Raw genomic sequence first — 18,569 nt, forward strand, 5'->3', positions numbered from 1 at the left:
GGCTAGTCCGCGCCTTCTTCGGGATCCATCGCCGCCGCTTCGGTCGCCAGAACCTCGATTTCCTGGTTCTGTCCGGCCACGACGGTAAAGTCCTTCTGGTAGATGCGGTCGCGGTTCTTGGCGATGATGGTGTAGTCGCCCTCGGCAAGCACCATCGAGGCAAAGGCGCCCACGGTCTCCTTGATCGGATCGCCGGATTCGTTGAGCAGCGACCAGGACGTGTCGGCGATGGCTTCGCCACCGGCTTCGCGCACCAGCTTCATCGTGATCTCGGCGGCATGATGCTCGACTGTGGCTTCGGTCAACTTGCCGGCCTCGACGCGGATATCGGAGCGGATGACGGCGTTGACGGCTCCATAGGTCGAGACGACATGGTAGATGCCGGCGTTGAGCCGCACGACGCTGTTGGGCTCGACATCGGGAATGATCAGCGCGCGGTCGCCATTGGCCTCGGCGGTGCCCTCATAGATCGAGAAGCGCAGCTTCTTCGGCGGGATGCGCACGCCGCCGGACAGAACCGCGTCGAGCTTCAAGCCACCGGCATCGAGCACGAGGCTTTCGCGCTTGGCTTCCTTGCCGACGGTGATGCGCTTGGTGGCGCCGGCGCGGCCATAGGAGGCATGCACCAGATAGCTGCCGGGCTCGAGCTGGAAAACGGCGCTGCCGCCATGCGCGGAGGCCACCATCGGCAATTTGCCGTTGACGGGTTCGGGCTTGAAGACACGCCAGACCAGTCCGCGGGTGATGTCGGTGCCCTTGTCGGTCAGCTGGGCCGACAAAGTGATGGCGCCACCGCCGCCAAGTGCCAGCGGGGTTTCGCTCTTGGGCGTCGCATAGCTCGAGATTCCGGGAAGTTTCAGGTCGCCGACGCCGTCTTTTTCCTGCGCGGCGGCCAGTGATACCGGCAGCAGGAACAGCGCGGCGCAAAGCCGGACCAGGAAAAGACGCAGTCGCCCCTCAAACATGCCTTGCGTTGAACCCCATGGCGGTGGCAATTTCAAGGCTTAAGAGTCCAATCGACGACTCTTCAGCCCGGCGTTTGCGCGCCTTTTGCCCGAGCCGCCCGAATTCCCGATGGCGCGCTTCAGCTCAAACAGAGTGTTTCAGGAGACTTGCGCCCATGGCGTCGCCGATCATCGACTTCCTGCTGAGCCGAAATTCGGCGCCGGTTCCGGATCTCAAGGAGCCGGCGCCAGGCGATGCCGATATCGCCACGATGATTGCAGCCGCCACGCGCGTGCCCGACCATGGCCGGCTTGAACCCTGGCGCTTCATCCTCTATCGCGGCGACGTCCGCGTCGAGATCGGCAAAAAGCTGGCGGCGCTTGCCGAACAGCGGGAAGGGCCGCTGGCGGAGGGCCGCCGGAACCAGGAACTGGCCCGCTTCTCGCGCGCGCCGCTGGTCATCGGCGTGGTGTCGGTGCCGAAAGAGAATCCCAAGATTCCGCAATGGGAAATGTTCCTGTCCGGCGGCATGGCTGCTATGAATCTGATGATCGCAGCCAATGCGTTGGGCTATGGCACCAACATGATCAGCAACTGGTATTCAGACGTGCCGGAGGGCAGGGCGATCCTCGGACTGGCGCCGCAGGAGCGCGTCGTCGGTTTCGTCCATATCGGCTCTTATGCCGGCCCGGCGCCGGAGCGGCCACGGCCTGACCCGGCAAAGCTCTATGCCGATTACTCAGGACCCTGGGCGAGCTGAATGTTCTACGAGCCGTCCAAGGGGCACGGGTTGCCCCATGATCCGTCGAAGGCGATCGTGGCGCCGCGTCCGATCGGCTGGATATCGACGCTGAACGGGGCCGGCGAGATCAACTTAGCGCCGTACTCGTTCTTCAATGCGTTTTCGACGCGGCCCTTCATCGTCTGGTTCTCCTCGGAGGGAGAGAAGGACAGCGCTTCATTCGCCCAGGAGACCGGCGAGTTCGTCGCCAATCTGGTCGGCCGCGATCTTGCGGAGAAGATGAATTATACGTCCGTCGACGCGCCGCGTGGCGTCAATGAGTTCGTCTATGCCGATCTCGCCATGGCGCCTTCGCGTCTCGTCAGGCCGCCGCGCGTGGCGGCGGCGCCCGCCGCGCTCGAATGCCGGGTGACGGAGGTGTTTCGTCCGAAGGCGCTGGACGGAACCCCGACGAGCGCGGTCGTCGTCGCCGGCGAAGTGGTTGGCGTGCACATCGACGATGCTTTCCTGAAAGACGGCCTGTTCGACATCACCAAGGCCGGCAACGTGGCTCGTCTCGGCTACATGGACTATGCCAGCGTCAACGAGGTCTTTTCGATGCGCCGGCCACGCTGGGGCAAAGAGTGACCGGCGATCGAAGCATTCTGGGAGTCGTTACCGGCGCATCCGCGCCGGAGACGCCGACCAGCGGTCGCTGGGCGGCGTCACCGTCAACCCGCTGAAGTCGGAAGCGCTGGCCTATCTGCCGGAACACCGGATCATCGTGCTGGCGCGGGACTAAGCCGAAATCCCTGCCGCTCTCGCGCGCGCCAGCAGCCGTTCGGCCAGCCGCAGATGCGGACGGTCGAACATCTTACCGTCGATGCCGACGACGCCGGGATTTCCGGCAGCCTCGAACGCCGCGACGATCGCCGCCGACTGTCTCACGGCCTCGGCCGAGGGTGTGAAAGCAGCGTTGATGACGGGTACCTGATCAGGGTGGATCGCCATCTTGCCGGTGAAGCCGTCGCGCTCGGCCTCCGCGCATTCGGCGGCGAAGGCCGCCATGTCGCGAAAGTTCGGGAATACGGTGTCGATCGCCGCGACCTCGGCTGCACCGGCGGCGAGGATGGTCGTCAAGCGAGCGTGGCGGAACACGTCGGTGTAGCGGCCGCTCTCGTCGCGGGCAGCGCGTGCGCCGATCGCCGCCGAAAGGTCCTCCGCGCCCCAGGTGAGACCGGTGAGCCGCGCGCTCGCGCCGGCATAGGTGGCGGCGGCGAGCACACCGGCCGGGGTTTCGGTGATGATCGGCAGAATCTTTACCGCGCCGTCGGGCAGGCCATTCTCGGCCTCCCGAACCCTGAGCTTTGCCGAGAGCTGCTGGACGTCCTGGCCGCTGTTGGATTTGGGCAGCATGATGCCGTCCGGCTTTGCCGGAACGAGCGCGGCAAGATCGTCGTCCGTCAACCCGGTCGAGAGGTCGTTGACCCTGATGTAGATTGCTGAGCTGGTCTGTGCCCTGTGGTCGGCAATGAAGCGTGCCGCGACGCCGCGCGCCGTCGCCTTGTTCTGCGGCGCCACGGAATCTTCGAGGTCGATGATCACCACGTCGGCGCCGGCGGCAAATCCTTTTTCGAGCTTGCGCTCGGAATCGCCGGGAACGAAGAGCAGCGAGCGCATCAGGCGGCCTTTTTCAGCATCATCGCTTGCCTGGTACATTTGGCAACGAGGTCGCCATTCTCGTTGTAGGCGCGGTGTTCGAATTCGACGATGCCGCGATCAGGCTTCGACTTGGACTCCCGAACCGAGATGACCGTGGTCTCGACGCGAATGGTGTCGCCGTGGAAGACCGGATGCGGAAAGGTGGTTTCCTTCATGCCGAGATTGGCGACCGTCGTGCCGACGGTGATGTCATTGACCGAAATGCCGATCATCAGGCCGAGCGTGAACAGCGAGTTGACCAGCGGCTTGCCCCATTCGCTCCTGGAGGCGAAATCAAAGTCGATATGCAACGGTTGCGGGTTCAGCGTCATCACCGAAAACAGCATGTTGTCGCTCTCGGTCACTGTCTTGCGCAGTGTATGCTGGAAGACATGGCCGACGACAAACTCCTCGAGATATAGCCCGGCCATTTTCAGTCTCCTGCGCTGATTGACGGTTGATAGGCGCTGCATCCAGCGCTCGCAAGCCAGTTAATGAACATGGTGAACCGTTCGTAAACCATTTCTGCCTACCGTCGTGAGCGGGGCTGGAAACCTTCCGGAGAGGGGCATAAGCGGACGGGCATGGTTGTTGTTTCGCATTTCCTGAAATGGATCTACACGGCAAGGGTGTCGGAGCGCGCCGCCGCGGCCAATGCGCTGGCCCGGGCCTATGTGAATTCCGAATTGCCGTTCGAGGATCGCTGCGCGGCGGAGGCGGCGCTCACCCTGCTGCTCGACGACGCCTCGTCGAAGGTGCGGCTGGCAATGGCGGAAGCGCTCTCGATGAGCCCCCTGGCGCCGCTGCAGATCATCAGTGCGCTGGCCTCCGACCAGCCCGAGGTCGCCGGCGTCGTGCTGGCGCGCTCGCCGCTGCTCACCGACGCCGACCTGATCAATCGCGTGGCGGCGAGCCAGAAGGCCACGCAGAAGCTGATCGCCGACCGGCCGTTCGTCTCGATGGCGCTGTCGGCGGCTATCGCCGAGATCGGCGAGGCGGAAGCCTGCGCCGTGCTGCTGGGCAATTGCGGCGCCGACATCGCCTCGCTGAGTTTTCGCCGCATGGCCGAACGCCACGGGCATCTGCCTATGGTGCGCGAGGCGCTGATATCGGATATCAGGCTGCCTGCCGACTGCCGGCATATGCTGCTGATCAAGCTTGGCGAGACATTGAAGACATCGCCGCTGGTGATGGCGTTGATGGGCGCCGCGCGTGCCGACCGTGTCATGCGGGACGCCTGCGTCAAAGCCTCGGTGACGCTCATCGAGGGCACGCGCCAGGAAGAACACGCAGCACTGATCGAGCATCTCAGGCTGCGTGGCGATCTCACCGCGAGCTTCCTCATCCGCACCATCGCGCATGGCAAGGTCGACTTCTTCGGCTCCACGCTGGTGGCGCTCGGCCAGCAGTCCGAACCGCGGGTGAGGGCGCTGCTGGCCGGTGGGCACGATGTGGCCTTGCAGGCATTGTTCCGCAGCGCGGGGCTGGCGGCCGCCACCCATCCGGTCATCCTGCGCGCGCTGAAAATCTGGCGGGAGGTCGCCAATGGCAAACGCGTCGCCGGCGTGCAGGAAGTCAGCTGGCTGATGCTCAAGGAATTGGGCGGCCAATCCGCCGAAGGCGATCTCGCCGCCCTGGTCAAGTCGATCCATCTCGACGCACTGCGCGAGAATGCGCGGGGGCACGCACTGGCGATTGCCGCTGCCTAAAGCGCGTCGTCCTGAAACGGACTCACGCGACGCGCTTTAAGCCTTTGTTTTGATGCATGTCGTTGTCCAGAACCGCTGCACACTTCTGGGCGACATGCACTAACCTCGATCCTTCGCAAAGAAGTCCGGAAAATCTTCGATCGCCGCTGCGATGATGCGCAGCGAAGCTGCTACCTGCAGCGTTTCACCGGCGCTACTTCGCTGGGCAATCGTGCCGGCATACTGCCTGGCGACAGTTACTGTCGACGTCCGCGGCTCGCCGGGACGCCGGAAAAGCAGCTCGCGTGCCAGCCCGCGCAGAAAATTCGACATCGAGAGAGCCGTTTCGGCCGGCAGGGTTGAACTTTGCAGCGCATGGCGCAGGCGCAGGATTTCGATACCGACCGTGACACCCGCTATGCTGCCGTCCAGAACAGAGTCGCCCTTCTTTCCGGTGCGTTGTGTCTGCGACATAAGCTGGTTGACGCGGTCATAGGCAAGGCTCTCGAAAGCGGTGCGCCTGGGCACGCGCTCGTGCAGGCAAAGGCGCGCCAGATCTTCGCGCATCACGCGCACGATTCGGTTGACGAAGACCCACGGATCGGAGGGAAGCACGACGATGAAGACACCGATCGCCAGGAGAATGCCGACCAGGATTGACGCGCAGCCCGCCAGGAAGGGCCCGGGATCATAGGTCATCCCCTGATGCGGGCTCAGAAAGGCCAGGAAATTGATGGCGAAGGCCGTGGCGACGCCGACATAGCGCGGATTGGCCATCGCCAGTGCCGCAGGCACCAGGATCGGCACGACAAAGACCATGAACCAGCCGAATCCTGGCAAGGCCGGAAGCGCGATCTGGCCGACAAGGAAGGCAAAGGGCAGGGCCAGCAATGTGCCTTTGAAGAAGCCCCAGGCCACTTGCACCGGGTCGGGACGGGCGGCAAACAGGCTGGAGACGACCGAGACGAGAATGACCGTGCCCGCCGCTTCCGACCATTTCGTCGTCAGCCAGAAGGCCGCGACCAGCAGCGTGGCGAGAGCGGCGCGGACGGCATTGCGCGAGGCCGCATGGTAGTCGCGGTGCACCATGAGTGCAGGCTGCTTGCGCACGCGCCCCGCGCGCGACGCGGGTGCCCGCAAGGCGTCGAGGCCACGCAGCACTTCTTTAAAGGCTTCCGCGAAATCGGCGGCGATGGTGAGGCGCGTGATGGCCCCCAGTCTCTCCTCGGCCTGTCCGTCCGGCATGTCGGGCATCTGCCTTGCCCGGGCGGCGATCGCATCGAGGCGCGCCACCCACGGCGTCGTGTCGTCGAGAGCCGCTGGTCTGGCAACAAGTTCACCAACCAGAGCCTGCAGGTCGGCACGCACGGGAATTAGCGCCGCGTTTTTCGGTGCGGCATGTGCATGCAACGCGCGTGCCGCCGACAGGGCCGAAAGCAACTGGCCGATGGTGCGCCGGACAGGATGGGCGCGCGTTGCCAGGCTCGGCGCCTCCAACCTGGCATAGACCCGCATCTCGCCGAGTGTCTCTGCCTCGGCGATCAATTTTCGGTGGAGGTCGGCCAGTATGGCTGCATCGCGGCCTGAGAAGGCACCGCCCGCATAGACGGCAAGGTCGAGAATGCTGCGCTTCAGCCTTTCGATGATGGCTTCGCCTGCCAGCTTGGGCAAGATGAGCCGGCTGGTCACGCCGGCGCAGACGATGCCGAGCACGATTTCCGCGCAACGGGCGACAGCGAGATCGACGACCAGATGGGGTTGCCCGAAGGCCGGCAGGCCGATGATCATCGCCGTATAGCCGGCAAGTGCCGCGCCATAGGCCTCGGGATTGCGCAGCAGCGACGAGACGAAGGTGCTGATGCCGATCCACACGGCAAGCACCGTCACCAACAACCACGGATTGGAACCGAAGACTGTGGTGATGCCGATCGCCGCCAACCCGCCCGCCAGCGTGCCGAGCAAACGGTAGAAACCCTTGGCCAACACCATGCCCGCGACCGGTTGGGCGACGATGAACACGGTCATCATCGCCCACTGCGGATGATCGAGCTTTAGCGCATAGGCAGCCAGAAGGGCGATCAGGCCGGCCGACACGGTTCTAAGGGCGAAAATCCAGTCCGAGCGCGTTGGTCGAGTGAGGTCGGCGAACCGTGCCCCGAGATAATCTTTCAGCCGCGCCCAGGTCACATGCTCGACTCCGTATCCGCACGGACAAGGTAGGGCAGCGGGAGCCTAGATATCCAGCACTTCCGCTTCGGCGAACTCGGCGCGTTCCTGGATGAAGCGGAAGCGGGCTTCCGGCTTGGTGCCCATCAGCGCGTCGACCGCGTCCTTGGTGGCGGCCTCGGCATCGATCACATCGACCCGCAGAAGCGTGCGCTTCCTCGGGTCCATGGTGGTCTCCTTGAGCTGCGAGGCCATCATTTCGCCCAGGCCCTTGAAGCGGCCGAGTTCGACCTTGCCGCGCCCTGTGAACTCGGTGCGCAGGAGTTCGTCCTTGTGCGCGTCGTCACGGGCATACGCGACCTTGCCGCCTTGCCGGATCGAGTAAAGCGGCGGCACCGCCAGATAGAGATGGCCGCCACGCACCAGCGCCGGCATTTCCTGGTAGAAGAAGGTGATCAGCAGCGAGGCGATGTGGGCGCCGTCGACGTCGGCGTCGGTCATGATGATGACGCGGTCGTAGCGCAAATCCTCGTCGCGATACTTTGAGCGCGTGCCGCAGCCGAGCGCCTGGATCAGGTCCGATATCTGCTGGTTGGCGGCCAGCTTGTCGTTGCCGGCGCTGGCGACGTTGAGGATCTTGCCGCGCAGCGGCAACACGGCCTGGCTGGCGCGGTCGCGCGCCTGCTTGGCCGAGCCGCCGGCCGAGTCACCTTCGACGATGAACAGTTCGGCGCCGGCCGCGGCATTCTGCGTGCAGTCGGCGAGCTTGCCCGGCAGGCGCAATTTGCGCACCGCGCTTTTGCGCGACACTTCCTTTTCCTGGCGTCGGCGCACGCGCTCGTCGGCGCGCGCGATCACCCATTCGAGCAGCTTCGAGGCTTCCTGCGGATTGTCGGCCAGCCAATGGTCGAACGGGTCGCGGATCGCGGTCTCGACGATGCGGATCGCCTCGATCGTCGCCAGCCTGTCCTTGGTCTGGCCGACGAATTCCGGCTCGCGGATGAACACCGACAGCATGCCCGCCGCCGAGATCATGACGTCTTCCGAGGTGACGACAGAGGCGCGCTTGTTGCCGACGAGGTCAGCATAGGCGCGCAAGCCCCGGGTCAGCACGTTGCGGAAGCCGGCCTCGTGGGTGCCGCCTTCACCAGTCGGGATGGTGTTGCAGTAGGAATTGATGAAGCCATCGCCGCCGAACCAGGTCACCGCCCATTCGAGCGAGCCGTGGCCGCCCTGCTTTTCGCTTTTTCCGGCGAAGATTTCGCGCGTCACCTGGAAGTCGTCGCCGAGCGATGCCTTCAGGTAGTCCTTGAGACCGCCGGGGAAATGAAACTCGGCCTTGGCCGGTGTCGGATCCTTCTCCTTGATCAGCGACGGATCGCAGGTCCAGCGGATTTCGACGCCGCCGAACAGATAGGCCTTCGAGCGTGTCATGCGGTAGAGCCGGGCCGGCTCGAAGGCGCAGCCCTTGCCAAAAATCTGCTCGTCGGGATGGAAGCGGGTCCTGGTGCCGCGGCGGTTGTGGACCTCGCCGAGGTGCTCGAGGCCGCTGACCGGAATGCCGCGCGAGAATCTTTGACGGTAGAGCTGGCGGCCACGCGCGACTTCGACCTCGAGATGGTCGGACAGCGCATTGACCACGGAAACGCCGACGCCGTGCAGACCGCCCGAGGTCTCATAAACCTTGGAGTCGAACTTGCCGCCCGAATGCAGCGTCGTCATGATGACTTCGAGCGCCGGCTTCTTGTATTTCGGATGCGGATCGACCGGGATGCCGCGGCCATTGTCGGTAACGGTCAGAAACCCGTCGGCCGAAAGCTCGACATCGATGAAGGTGGCATGGCCGGCGACCGCCTCGTCCATCGAATTGTCGATGACCTCGGCGAACAGATGGTGCATCGCCTTGTCGTCGGTGCCGCCAATATACATGCCCGGCCGACGGCGCACCGGCTCGAGGCCTTCGAGCACCTCGATGTCGGCGGCGCTATAGCCCTCGCTGCCGTCCTTGGTGGCGGCCGGGCGCTTGGCCGCTGCCTGCACCAGCGGGTCCGCTGGGCGCGCCGGTGTGCGAACCGGCTGCGGCTGCTTGTCGATGTTGCCGAAAAGATCGTTGTTGTCGTCCATGCCTGCCATAGCGTCCGGTGCTGCGAATCACTCGTCGATACTGGCACGCTTTTCGGCGCCAAGCGACGGAGGTTCCTGTTACGTTCGGGGATTTGACCCCTCTTATCCTAAAACCATTCGATAACCAAGCGGGCGGAAATAGGTCCAATACCGCCGTTACGCATTCCTGATTCTTTAACAAAGCGGCCTAACGTGAGCCCAACATAACAAGAAACGGCAGGCATCAGGGGTTTCGGCGTGAGGGGCAAGGCCATAACGATGATCGGCATCGCCGCCGTTTTCGGCGCGATCTCGATCTTTGCCGCGGATTTCTGGGTCAAGAGCCAGGCCAAGCCCGATGCCGAGGAAAAGACGGCGTCGATCGCCGCTCCGGCACCGCCCAAGATCCAATTCAAAACCATCGTGGTGGCGAACGCACCGTTGCGCTACGGCATGGAACTCGACCGCGCCAAGCTGATCCAAATCCCATGGCCGCAGGATTCCCTGCCGCAGGGCGCCTTTGCCACCATTGAAGGATTGCTCGGCGAAGGCAATCGCATCGTGCTGTCGCCGATCGAAGTCAACGAACCGGTTCTGCTGACCAAGCTGTCGGGACCGAACGGCCGCGCGACGCTCTCCAACATGCTGACGCCGGGAATGCGGGCGGTCACCATCCGCACCGACGAGATCGCCGGTGTCGGCGGCTTCGTCACGCCGGGCGACCGCGTCGATGTCATGCTGACGCGCGATGCCGGTGAAATCCAGGAAGTCGCCAAGAACGCGCAAGGCGCGGCCGGTTCGACCATCACCTCCGAGATCGTGGTTTCCGACGCCAAGGTGCTGAGCGTCGGCCAGGGCGCCGACGAGCGCCAGACCACACCGCAGATCGCCAATTCCGTGACCATCGAGGTGACGACCGAAGGCGCGCAGAAAGTGGCGCTCGCCCGCACCGTCGGCACGCTGTCGCTGTCGCTTCGTTCGGCGGGCGAAGGCGGTGACGGCAAGGACGGCGTCACCACCATCTCTTCCTTTGGTGGATCGGTGGCGGGCAAGGCCCAGGCAGCAGCCGGTTCGCTCTTCGATGCGATGACGAAGGAGCCGGAGAAGCCGAAATTCAAGACGGTCATCGTGACGCGCGGCACGAAGGCCGAGGAATATAAGGTTCCCGCGCGGGACCAGAAGTAAAGCCCGGTGGGGACCGGCAGGGCGGGACAATGTTGATGCGTACCCAATATCCAATGACGGGCCGGTTGCGCTGCTTGCGCGCCCTGGCGATGGCGGTTGCTCTGGCGGCGGGCGGAATGCTCGTCTTGCCCGGCGCTGCCAAGGCGGACAATGAGATCGTCTATGTCTCCGCGACCAAGAATGCATCGATCAAGGTCGCCAAGGGCAAGCCCAAGACGATCGTGACCAGTGCCGCCTTCTACCAAATCGTCATCGGCGACCCGGAGATCGCCAACGTCAATCCGCTGACCGACAAATCCTTCTATGTGCTCGGCAACAATCTCGGCACCACCGGCATTGCGCTGTTTGACGAGAAGAAGCAGTTGGTCGGCACGGTCGACATCGAGGTGACGCTCGACACGGATCAACTGGCCAGCACCATCCGCGCCAGCGTGCCGGACGCCAAGATCAAGGTCGGCTCGGCCAATGGCCGTGTCGTGCTGTCGGGAGAGGCGGATGACGCGGTCGCCGCCGACAAGGCGAACAAGATCGCCACCCGCTTTTCCGGCAACGAGGAGGTGATCAACTCGGTCAATATCTCGTCGTCGCAGCAGGTCCAGCTCAATGTCCGCTTTGTCGAGATCAATCGCCAGGCAAGCCAGGATCTCGGCGCCAAATACAGCGCCAATTTCGCCTACGGTATCGGTGGGCGCGATGTCACCATCGATCCAGGAACCGTGCCGGCGGCCGGAACGGGCGAGATCATCGGCCGGCTGTTGTCGAACGGCGTATCGATCGATGTTGCCATCAAGGCGCTCGAAGAGCGCGGCCTCGCCCGCCGGCTGGCCGAGCCGAACCTGATTGCCCGTTCGGGGCAGACGGCGAGCTTCCTCGCCGGCGGCGAATTTCCGATCCCGGTTTCCGAGGACAACGGCAAGATCTCGGTCAGCTACAAGAAGTACGGCGTCAGCCTCGATTTCACGCCGACCGTGCTCAAGGACGGGCTGGTGAGCCTCGACATCGCGCCGGAAGTGTCCTCGATCGATGCGTCGGCCTCATACAACATCGGTACCATCTCCGTGCCCGGTTTCATCGTCCGCCGCGCCAAGACGTCGGTCGACCTGAAGAATGGCCAGAGCTTCATGATCGCCGGGCTGCTGCAGTCGCAAAACGACATCACCACATCGCGCATTCCCGGCCTGGGCAAGATGCCGGTGCTTGGACCGTTGTTCTCGTCGAAATCCTATCAGCGCCGCGAAACCGATCTGGTCATCATCGTCACGCCCTATCTGGTCAAGCCGGTCGATCCATCGAAGAAGATGGCCGAGCCGACTGACGGCACGCAGCCGGCCAGCAATGTCGACTATTTCCTCAACAACACCGAGGAAGTTAAGGCATCGGACAGCGGCCGCGCTCTGGCGCTGGCTGATGGCAGTGCCGCACGAGCCACTCCCGCCACCACGGTCGGGCATTTCCTCGACCTGCCGAAGGACTGAAGCCATGCGTCTGATCCTGAGATCGAGCATTGCCTTGCTTTTGGCCGGCTTCGCGGCCGGCTGCACCAGTGACGACTATGTGCGAAGCGAAGGGCCGACGACCGGCGCCGGCAACGCCCAGGCCGCCAACACCGTCATGCAGATGGTCGATCCGTGGAAGTACGGTGTCCAGAACACCAGGCTTCTCGTGCCTGCCAAGCGTGGCGATGCCGGACCCGTCACCCCCGATCAGGCCGCCGCTTCGAAAGCATCGCAGACGACCACGGGCAACTGACCCCAAAGGGCGATCGAGCCCACAGGCTGATAAAAATGGCAAACGGCATCAAGACACGAAAAATCCTGCTCGTATCGACGGACAGGACCTTCGTGCAGGACACGCGGACCGCATTCGCCGCATCGGAGATCATCCAGCTCTCGGCGGTGGAGAAGAATGTCACCGAGTTGCGTGGCGAGATTCAGGAGGCCGACTTCGGCGCGATCATCGTCGACATGGACGCGGCGAGGCTGGAAGAGGTCGAGTCGCTGCAGCGCATCATGCGCCGGCTGGAGGGCAAGGCGCCGGTGGTCGTGGTCACCCAGGAGTTCAACGCCGCCGCCGTGCGCATCCTGGTGCAGCTCAAGGTCGCGGACTTCCTGGTCAAGCCGATCACCACCGCCGACCTGGTCCGGTCGGTGGTGCGCACCCTGCAAGGGCCGGGGCGGGAGGAAAACACCGAGTCGCAGATCTACACCTTCATGCCGGCGGCCGGCGGCGTCGGCACCACGACGCTGGCCTTGCAGACCGCCTTCCAGCTGCATCATTCGGTGACGCGCGGCGCGTCGACCTGCGTGGTCGACCTCAATTTCCAGCAGGGTGCCTGCGCCGAATATCTCGACCTGGAGCCACGTTTCGACATCACCGAGATCGAGAACCAGCCTGAACGCCTCGATCGGCAATTGCTCGACGTGATGCTGTCCAAGCATGCCAGCGGACTTTGCGTGCTGGCGGCGCCGACGCGTCCGTCGGAGATGCGTTCGTTCAAGACCGATGTCGTGGTGCGCATGCTGGATCTCGTCTCGGCCTATTTCGACAACGTCGTCATCGACATGCCGCGCACCTGGTTTCCCTGGACGGAGACAGTGCTGCTCGGCTCCAACAAGCTCTATATCGTCGCCGAGATGACGGTGCCGTGCCTGCGCCACACGCAAAGGCTGATCCAGGCGGTGTATGAGACCGCCGGCAAGGAAGTGAAGCCGAACGTCATCGTCAACCGTTTCGAGCAGAAGATGTTCGACAACGGTATCAAGCAGGCCGATGTCCAGGAGATCCTCGGCGAGCATTTCGTCGGCGGCATTTCCAACAATTACCGGCTGGTGCGAGAGGCGGTCGACCGTGGAGTGCCTCTGCACGAGATCGACCCCAATGCCAACGTCGTCAACGATTTGAAGAAGATCATCCTTCCGGAAGAGGCGGCCGCTACTGGCACCAAGTCGAAGTCGCTGTTCGGTCTCGGCAAGGGCTTCTTGAAGAGGAAGGCCGGATGACCAGCCGTTTTTCAACCCTGCAGAACCGTGACGCGCGTCCGCAACGTCCGGCGGACTCAGCGCCGGTCGCGCATCATGCGGTCGTCATCCCGAGCAGCCGAAAGGCCTTGCCGGCAAAGCCGGATGTCGCGCCGGCCAAGAACGCCAACAAGGTGCTCGATGCGCGCGTGCGCATTCACCGGATGCTGCTCGAAGAAATCAACCTGGTGGCGCTAGAGCGTTTGCCCAAGGAGGAGATGCGCCGGCAGGTGCATGATTTCGTCTCCGAAAAGACCCGCCAGGAGCGCATGGCGATCAACACGGTCGAACTTGAAGCGCTGGTCGATGATATCGTCGACGAAATGGTCGGCCTTGGTCCGCTCGAGCCGTTGCTCAAGGATCCGGACATCAACGACATCCTGATCAACGGCCACCAGAACTGCTTCATCGAAAAGAAAGGCAAGCTGCAGCAGATCCACATCCCGTTCAAGGATGAGGCGCATCTGCTTAGAATCGTCAACAAGATCGTCGCCGCGGTCGGCCGTCGCGTCGACGAATCGCAGCCGATGGTCGACGCTCGCATGCTGGATGGCTCGCGCTTCAACGCGGCCATCCGTCCGGTGGCCGTCGACGGGCCGCTGGTATCGATCCGCAAGTTCTCCAAGAACAAGCTCGGCCTGCACAGGCTGGTCGAATTCGGCGCCATTACCCAGAACATGGCCGAGGTGCTGGCGGCGGCGGTCCACGCCCGCAAGACGACGATCATCTCGGGCGGCACCGGCACCGGCAAGACGACGATGCTCAACGCGCTGTCGGCCTTCATTCCCGAGGACGAGCGGCTGATCACCATCGAGGACGCGGCCGAATTGCAGCTGCAGCAGCCGCATGTCGCGCGCATGGAGACGCGCCCCGCCAACATAGAGGGCCATGGCGAACTGAAGCAGCGCGACCTGGTCAAGAACGCGCTGCGCATGCGTCCCGACCGCGTTATCCTCGGCGAGTGTCGCGGCGAGGAGGCCTTCGACATGCTGCAGGCGATGAACACCGGCCACGAAGGGTCGATGGCGACCATCCACGCCAACACGCCGCGCGATGCCATTTCGCGTCTCGAGCAGATGCTGGGCATGACCGGCATGCCGATGACGGTGCAGTCGATCCGAAGCCAGATTTCCAGCGCCATCGACATCATCGTCCAGCTGACCCGGCTTTCCGACGGCAAGCGAAAGGTGACGAGCGTCGCCGAGGTGACCGGCATGGAAGGCGACGTCATCCAGATGCAGGAGATCTTCCGCTTCGTGCGCACCGGGATGGATGCCGACGGCGGCATTCTGGGCTATTTCGAGGCGACTGGCATCCGGCCGCGCTTCCTCGAGGATCTGCGCGCCATGGGCATCGAGTTTCCCGGACGCTATTTCGAACCCGGCCGGCCGCAGGAGTAAGCGAGGTGTTCGACGGGCTGAGCGCGATCTATGTCGTCTATGCCGGAGCAGCGCTTACCGGCATCATGATCGCCGAGGCCTGCTATCTCCTCTACGCCGGCCGCAGCGACAAGCGCACGGCCATCAATCGGCGCATGAAGCTGCAGGAAAACAAGATCAGCCAGGAGCAGGTGCTGATCCAGTTGCGCAAGGAGCGTGGCCTCGATGCGGGCACCTCGCTGTTCTCGCCCGACCGGTTCCGCGCGCTGCGTACGCAGTCGGGCATGATCATGCCGCTGTCGAAATTCCTGATGATCACTTCCGGCGTGGCGATGGCCATGACGCTGATTGCCCTCTGGTATGGCTTGCCGCTGCTGATGGGGCTTCTGCTGTTCGTCGTGCTGCTGCCGTTGGTCCCGGTGATGGTGATGCGCTTCAAGCGCAAGCGCCGGCTCAAGCGCTTCGGCGTGCAACTGCCCGAGGCACTGGAACTGATCACGCGCGGCCTCAAGGCCGGTCACCCCGTGCCGGTGGCCATCGCCATGGTGTCGCGCGAGATGCCCGATCCGATCGGCACCGAATTCGGTGTCGTCGCCGATGAGGTGACCTATGGTTCCGATCTGGTTTCGGCTTTGAATTCGCTGTTCGACAGGGTCGGCCACGAGGATCTGCCGCTGTTCATCACAGCCGTCTCGATCCAGTCCAGTTCGGGTGGCAATCTGCGCGAGATCCTCGACGGTCTGGCGTTGACGATCCGCGAGCGCGGCAAGCTGCGCCGCAAGGTGCGCGCCATCTCGACCGAAGGCCGCATGTCGGCCTACATCCTCACGGCGATACCGGCGCTGTTGTTCGCCGCCATCATGGCGCTGATGCCGGGCTTCTACCGCGATGTCTGGGACGAACCGAAAACCTGGTACATGATCGGCGGGTCGGTGACCTGGCTTATGCTGGGCAATCTGATGATGTTCAAAATGTCGAATTTCAGGTTCTGACATGCAGGGCCTCGTCGAGTTCCTCGCCTCGCTTGCACCGACCTCGTTGATGCCGGTGGCAGTCCTGCTTTTGGCCCTTGGCAGCGTCGCGGTGGCCTGGCCGATGGTGACGGCGAAGGGTGACCGCAACGAAGTGAAGCGGCGGCTCAAGCTCGATCATGGCGCGGTGGCGGTGAAATCCGAGCCGCTGCAAAAGAAGAACACGAACGCGGTGCGCGAGAAGGCGGTGAAGCGGGCGCAGGAATTCTACGCCAAGAGCGATCCGGAAAACGTCGCCCGGCTGCGCATGAAGCTGATCCAGGCGGGCTATATGGAGCCGCGCGCCGTCGGCACGTTCTTCATCATCCGCTTTTCCGCGCTGATCGGTTGCGCGATCGGTGCCTTTGTTCTCAACCGCTGGCTGGCCAGTGCCGAAGCGACGATGACCAGCCGTTGGGCCTTCGTCATCCTGTCGGGCGTGGCCGGCTATTTCCTGCCCGGTCTGGTGCTGACCCAGAAGGTGCGGGAAAAAATGCGCGAATACCGCAACGGCTTTCCCGACTTCATGGATCTGATGATCGTCTGCTCCGATGCTGGCATGAGCATGGAGGCCGGCATCGAGCGCGTTTCCAAGGAACTCGCCAAGACCTATCCGGCGCTCAGCCAGAATTTGCAGTTGGTTTCGCTGGAATTGCGAGCCGGGCGCAGCCTCGACGACGCGCTGAAGGCGCTCGCCGAACGTCTCAGCCTGGACGAGGTTCGTTCTTTCGCCACGCTGTTGCAGCAGTCGAAGGAGCTCGGCACCAGCCTGTCGGGCGCGCTGCGCGTCTTCTCGGACGAAATGCGCCACAAACGCATGTCGCTGGCCGAGGAGAAGGCGCACGCTCTGCCGGCCAAGATGTCTATACCGGTGACGGTGTGCATCCTGCCCGTGGTGCTGATGATCGCGATCATTCCGATCATCGTCAAAATGACGACCGGCGGCTTTCATTGATATTAATCTGCAGGTCGTCGAAGTCCGCAGCGGCAAATGAGAGTCGACAAATTTAGATCAGGGGCTAACAACGTCATCACGCCCGAGCGCTGCCCTGCGACGTGAGAATCCTATGCGAATGCTGTTTCTTGCCCTCGCTTTCGCCGCTGCCAGCCTATCGCCCACCCAGGCCGCGGCCGACGATTGCAGCGATGTTGCCGTACTGTTGCGGCAGGCTTATCCCAAGATACAGAAAAGCGCCGACGGCCGCTCGTTCACGCTCGAACCTCATACCAGCATAGCGTTGCCGGGGCCGCAGGACGGCACGCCGGGCCTGGTCTGCAAGATCTGGCCCGCCCATGACGATCTGCTGCTGGTCGCGGTGCCGTTGATCGACAGCGCCCAGTCCGGCGACGGCCAGCATTCTGGCGATATTGAGCTTCTGGTCGTCGACAGGAAGACGCTGCAGGTGCGCCAGCGCCTGCGTCAGCCCGGCTTGATGAGCGACGATGCCGTGGCTATCCGCAAGATCGAACTCGACACCGGCCGCTATGGGCTGGCGCCCGGTGTCACCGCTTTTGGCCTGCGCATCGAGATGGCCAACCATTCGCAGCCCAATCCCTTCAGTGAAACCGACCTGCGGCTCTATGCCGTCGCCGGCGATGTCCTGAACTTGGTGCTCGATGGTCTTGTCGTTGCCGAGAATGGCGGCGAAAGCGACACCAATTGCGCGGGATCCTTTCATTCCAGCCAAGTCAACCTGTCGATGGGACCGACGATCCATCGCGGCTACCACGACATCATCGCGGTCGAGCGGAAGGACACGGATGAGCCATTGCCTGACAAGGATGGCGAGTGCCAGTCGCACCCCGGCAAGTCCGTGAGCCGGACCTACCGGCTGCGCTATGACGGCAGCCGCTATCCGGTGCCGCGCGCACTCAACGCGCTCGACCCGCCATGAGAGCGCTGCTCGCGTCTTTTTAATTGGCGGTATTTTTGAAACCAAATCTTAGCTGCATTTCGGCACCGAAGCTTAATCGCTGTGCCGTAGTGTCTTGCCTGAAGAACGACCCGGCAAATCGGGCGACGGGGCAGGGCATGCGTCAGACAAGATTTACGGCGGCGGCCGCGATGGTGGCCGTCCTGATGATTACCGGGTGCACGACGAACACCAACGTCGACACGACCAAGACCACGGCCATTCCGCCTGCGGCAAAGAACGTCGACACGTCCGATCTGGCGCAAGGCAAGGCGCAGTTTCGCGACGCCAACTATGGTCTCGCCGAACAGCATTTCCGCAAGGCCGTCGAGCTTAAGGCCGACAATGCGGAGGCCTGGATGGGACTGGCCGCCTCCTATGACGAGCTTGGCCGCTTCGACTTCGCCGACCGCGCCTATGGCCAGCTCTTGAAGGTCGCCGGGCGCAAGCCGCAGATCGTCAACAATATGGGCTATTCGCAGTTGCTGCGTGGCAACAAGAAGAAGGCCAGGGCGCTGCTGCTCGAGGCGAAGGCCGGCATGGCCGATCCCACTGTCGTCAACGCCAATCTAGCGTTGCTGAACAAAGGCTGATGCGTCTTTGATCCTCGCGCCGGGCTACAGGTGCGGTTTCGGGACAGGTGGTGGCGACGCTTTGTAAACCCTAACCGCAGCCTGGGTCGAAAGATCGGCTGAAAACCATGTCCGAGGGCTGCCGCTGACCTAGAATGCGGCGCAACCG

General features: G+C 63.4%; 17 protein-coding genes. 12 read left to right on the forward strand and 5 right to left on the reverse strand.

The window, feature by feature from the left end; all coding sequences use genetic code 11:
- Positions 1–2: 2 nt before the first annotated feature.
- Positions 3–965, reverse strand: a complete 963-nt coding sequence (locus tag EB233_RS18005; RefSeq protein ID WP_027052082.1) for a hypothetical protein — start codon at positions 963–965, stop codon at positions 3–5.
- A 155-nt stretch (positions 966–1,120) separates the two neighbouring features.
- Between EB233_RS18005 and EB233_RS18010 the strand changes: the two genes are divergently transcribed.
- Together EB233_RS18010 and EB233_RS18015 are read left to right on the forward strand one after the other, a co-directional pair.
- On the forward strand, positions 1,121–1,705 hold the full coding sequence (locus tag EB233_RS18010) for a nitroreductase family protein (RefSeq protein ID WP_064988482.1): 585 nt from the start codon (positions 1,121–1,123) through the stop codon (positions 1,703–1,705).
- The gene (locus EB233_RS18015; RefSeq protein WP_027052080.1) at positions 1,706–2,314 is read left to right on the forward strand and encodes a flavin reductase family protein; all 609 of its coding nucleotides are present in this window, start codon (positions 1,706–1,708) and stop codon (positions 2,312–2,314) included. It abuts the gene before it with no gap.
- Positions 2,315–2,464: 150 nt separating this feature from the next.
- On the opposite strand, the gene EB233_RS18020 is transcribed toward EB233_RS18015, so the two are convergent.
- Together EB233_RS18020 and EB233_RS18025 are read right to left on the reverse strand one after the other, a co-directional pair.
- A complete protein-coding gene (locus EB233_RS18020; RefSeq protein ID WP_064988483.1) occupies positions 2,465–3,346 on the reverse strand; it encodes an HpcH/HpaI aldolase/citrate lyase family protein in 882 nt (293 codons plus the stop codon).
- On the reverse strand, positions 3,346–3,798 hold the full coding sequence (locus EB233_RS18025; RefSeq protein WP_064988484.1) for a MaoC family dehydratase: 453 nt from the start codon (positions 3,796–3,798) through the stop codon (positions 3,346–3,348). Before EB233_RS18025 ends, EB233_RS18020 begins: the two co-directional genes overlap by 1 nt.
- 153 nt (positions 3,799–3,951) lie before the next feature.
- Here EB233_RS18025 and EB233_RS18030 point away from each other — a divergent pair, with 153 nt between their 5' ends.
- Positions 3,952–5,076: a DUF2336 domain-containing protein gene (locus EB233_RS18030; RefSeq protein WP_064988485.1), complete on the forward strand. Its 1,125-nt coding sequence runs from the start codon at positions 3,952–3,954 to the stop codon at positions 5,074–5,076.
- A 99-nt stretch (positions 5,077–5,175) separates the two neighbouring features.
- Here EB233_RS18030 and EB233_RS18035 read toward each other — a convergent pair whose 3' ends face one another.
- Together EB233_RS18035 and parE are read right to left on the reverse strand one after the other, a co-directional pair.
- Positions 5,176–7,242, reverse strand: coding sequence for an FUSC family protein (locus tag EB233_RS18035; RefSeq protein ID WP_064988486.1), 2,067 nt, complete (start codon positions 7,240–7,242; stop codon positions 5,176–5,178).
- A 45-nt stretch (positions 7,243–7,287) separates the two neighbouring features.
- Complete coding sequence (gene parE / locus EB233_RS18040) at positions 7,288–9,345, reverse strand: DNA topoisomerase IV subunit B (protein WP_064988834.1); 2,058 nt, start codon at positions 9,343–9,345, stop codon at positions 7,288–7,290.
- A gap of 237 nt (positions 9,346–9,582) precedes the next feature.
- Here parE and cpaB point away from each other — a divergent pair, with 237 nt between their 5' ends.
- The 9 genes from cpaB to EB233_RS18085 all read left to right on the forward strand — a co-directional run bounded on the left by cpaB (position 9,583) and on the right by EB233_RS18085 (position 18,421).
- Complete coding sequence (gene cpaB, locus EB233_RS18045; protein WP_244277598.1) at positions 9,583–10,509, forward strand: Flp pilus assembly protein CpaB; 927 nt, start codon at positions 9,583–9,585, stop codon at positions 10,507–10,509.
- 29 nt (positions 10,510–10,538) lie between these two features.
- Positions 10,539–11,984 carry a type II and III secretion system protein family protein gene (locus EB233_RS18050; protein WP_064988488.1) on the forward strand — a complete coding sequence of 482 codons (1,446 nt, stop codon included), beginning with the start codon at positions 10,539–10,541 and terminating at the stop codon, positions 11,982–11,984.
- A gap of 4 nt (positions 11,985–11,988) precedes the next feature.
- Positions 11,989–12,258, forward strand: a complete 270-nt coding sequence (locus EB233_RS18055) for a hypothetical protein (RefSeq protein WP_064988489.1) — start codon at positions 11,989–11,991, stop codon at positions 12,256–12,258.
- A gap of 35 nt (positions 12,259–12,293) precedes the next feature.
- Positions 12,294–13,508, forward strand: coding sequence for a CpaE/TadZ family protein (locus tag EB233_RS18060; protein WP_064988490.1), 1,215 nt, complete (start codon positions 12,294–12,296; stop codon positions 13,506–13,508).
- Positions 13,505–14,926: a TadA family conjugal transfer-associated ATPase gene (locus EB233_RS18065; RefSeq protein WP_064988491.1), complete on the forward strand. Its 1,422-nt coding sequence runs from the start codon at positions 13,505–13,507 to the stop codon at positions 14,924–14,926. Before EB233_RS18060 ends, EB233_RS18065 begins: the two co-directional genes overlap by 4 nt.
- A gap of 5 nt (positions 14,927–14,931) precedes the next feature.
- Positions 14,932–15,897: a type II secretion system F family protein gene (locus tag EB233_RS18070; protein ID WP_064988492.1), complete on the forward strand. Its 966-nt coding sequence runs from the start codon at positions 14,932–14,934 to the stop codon at positions 15,895–15,897.
- Between the two features lies 1 nt (position 15,898).
- Complete coding sequence (locus EB233_RS18075; RefSeq protein ID WP_064988493.1) at positions 15,899–16,870, forward strand: type II secretion system F family protein; 972 nt, start codon at positions 15,899–15,901, stop codon at positions 16,868–16,870.
- A gap of 112 nt (positions 16,871–16,982) precedes the next feature.
- Positions 16,983–17,810, forward strand: coding sequence for a PA3715 family protein (locus EB233_RS18080; RefSeq protein WP_064988494.1), 828 nt, complete (start codon positions 16,983–16,985; stop codon positions 17,808–17,810).
- 137 nt (positions 17,811–17,947) lie between these two features.
- Positions 17,948–18,421 carry a hypothetical protein gene (locus EB233_RS18085; RefSeq protein WP_027052066.1) on the forward strand — a complete coding sequence of 158 codons (474 nt, stop codon included), beginning with the start codon at positions 17,948–17,950 and terminating at the stop codon, positions 18,419–18,421.
- Positions 18,422–18,569: the final 148 nt, after the last annotated feature.

The sequence above is a fragment of the Mesorhizobium erdmanii genome, assembly GCF_013170725.1.
GTDB lineage: Bacteria > Pseudomonadota > Alphaproteobacteria > Rhizobiales > Rhizobiaceae > Mesorhizobium > Mesorhizobium erdmanii.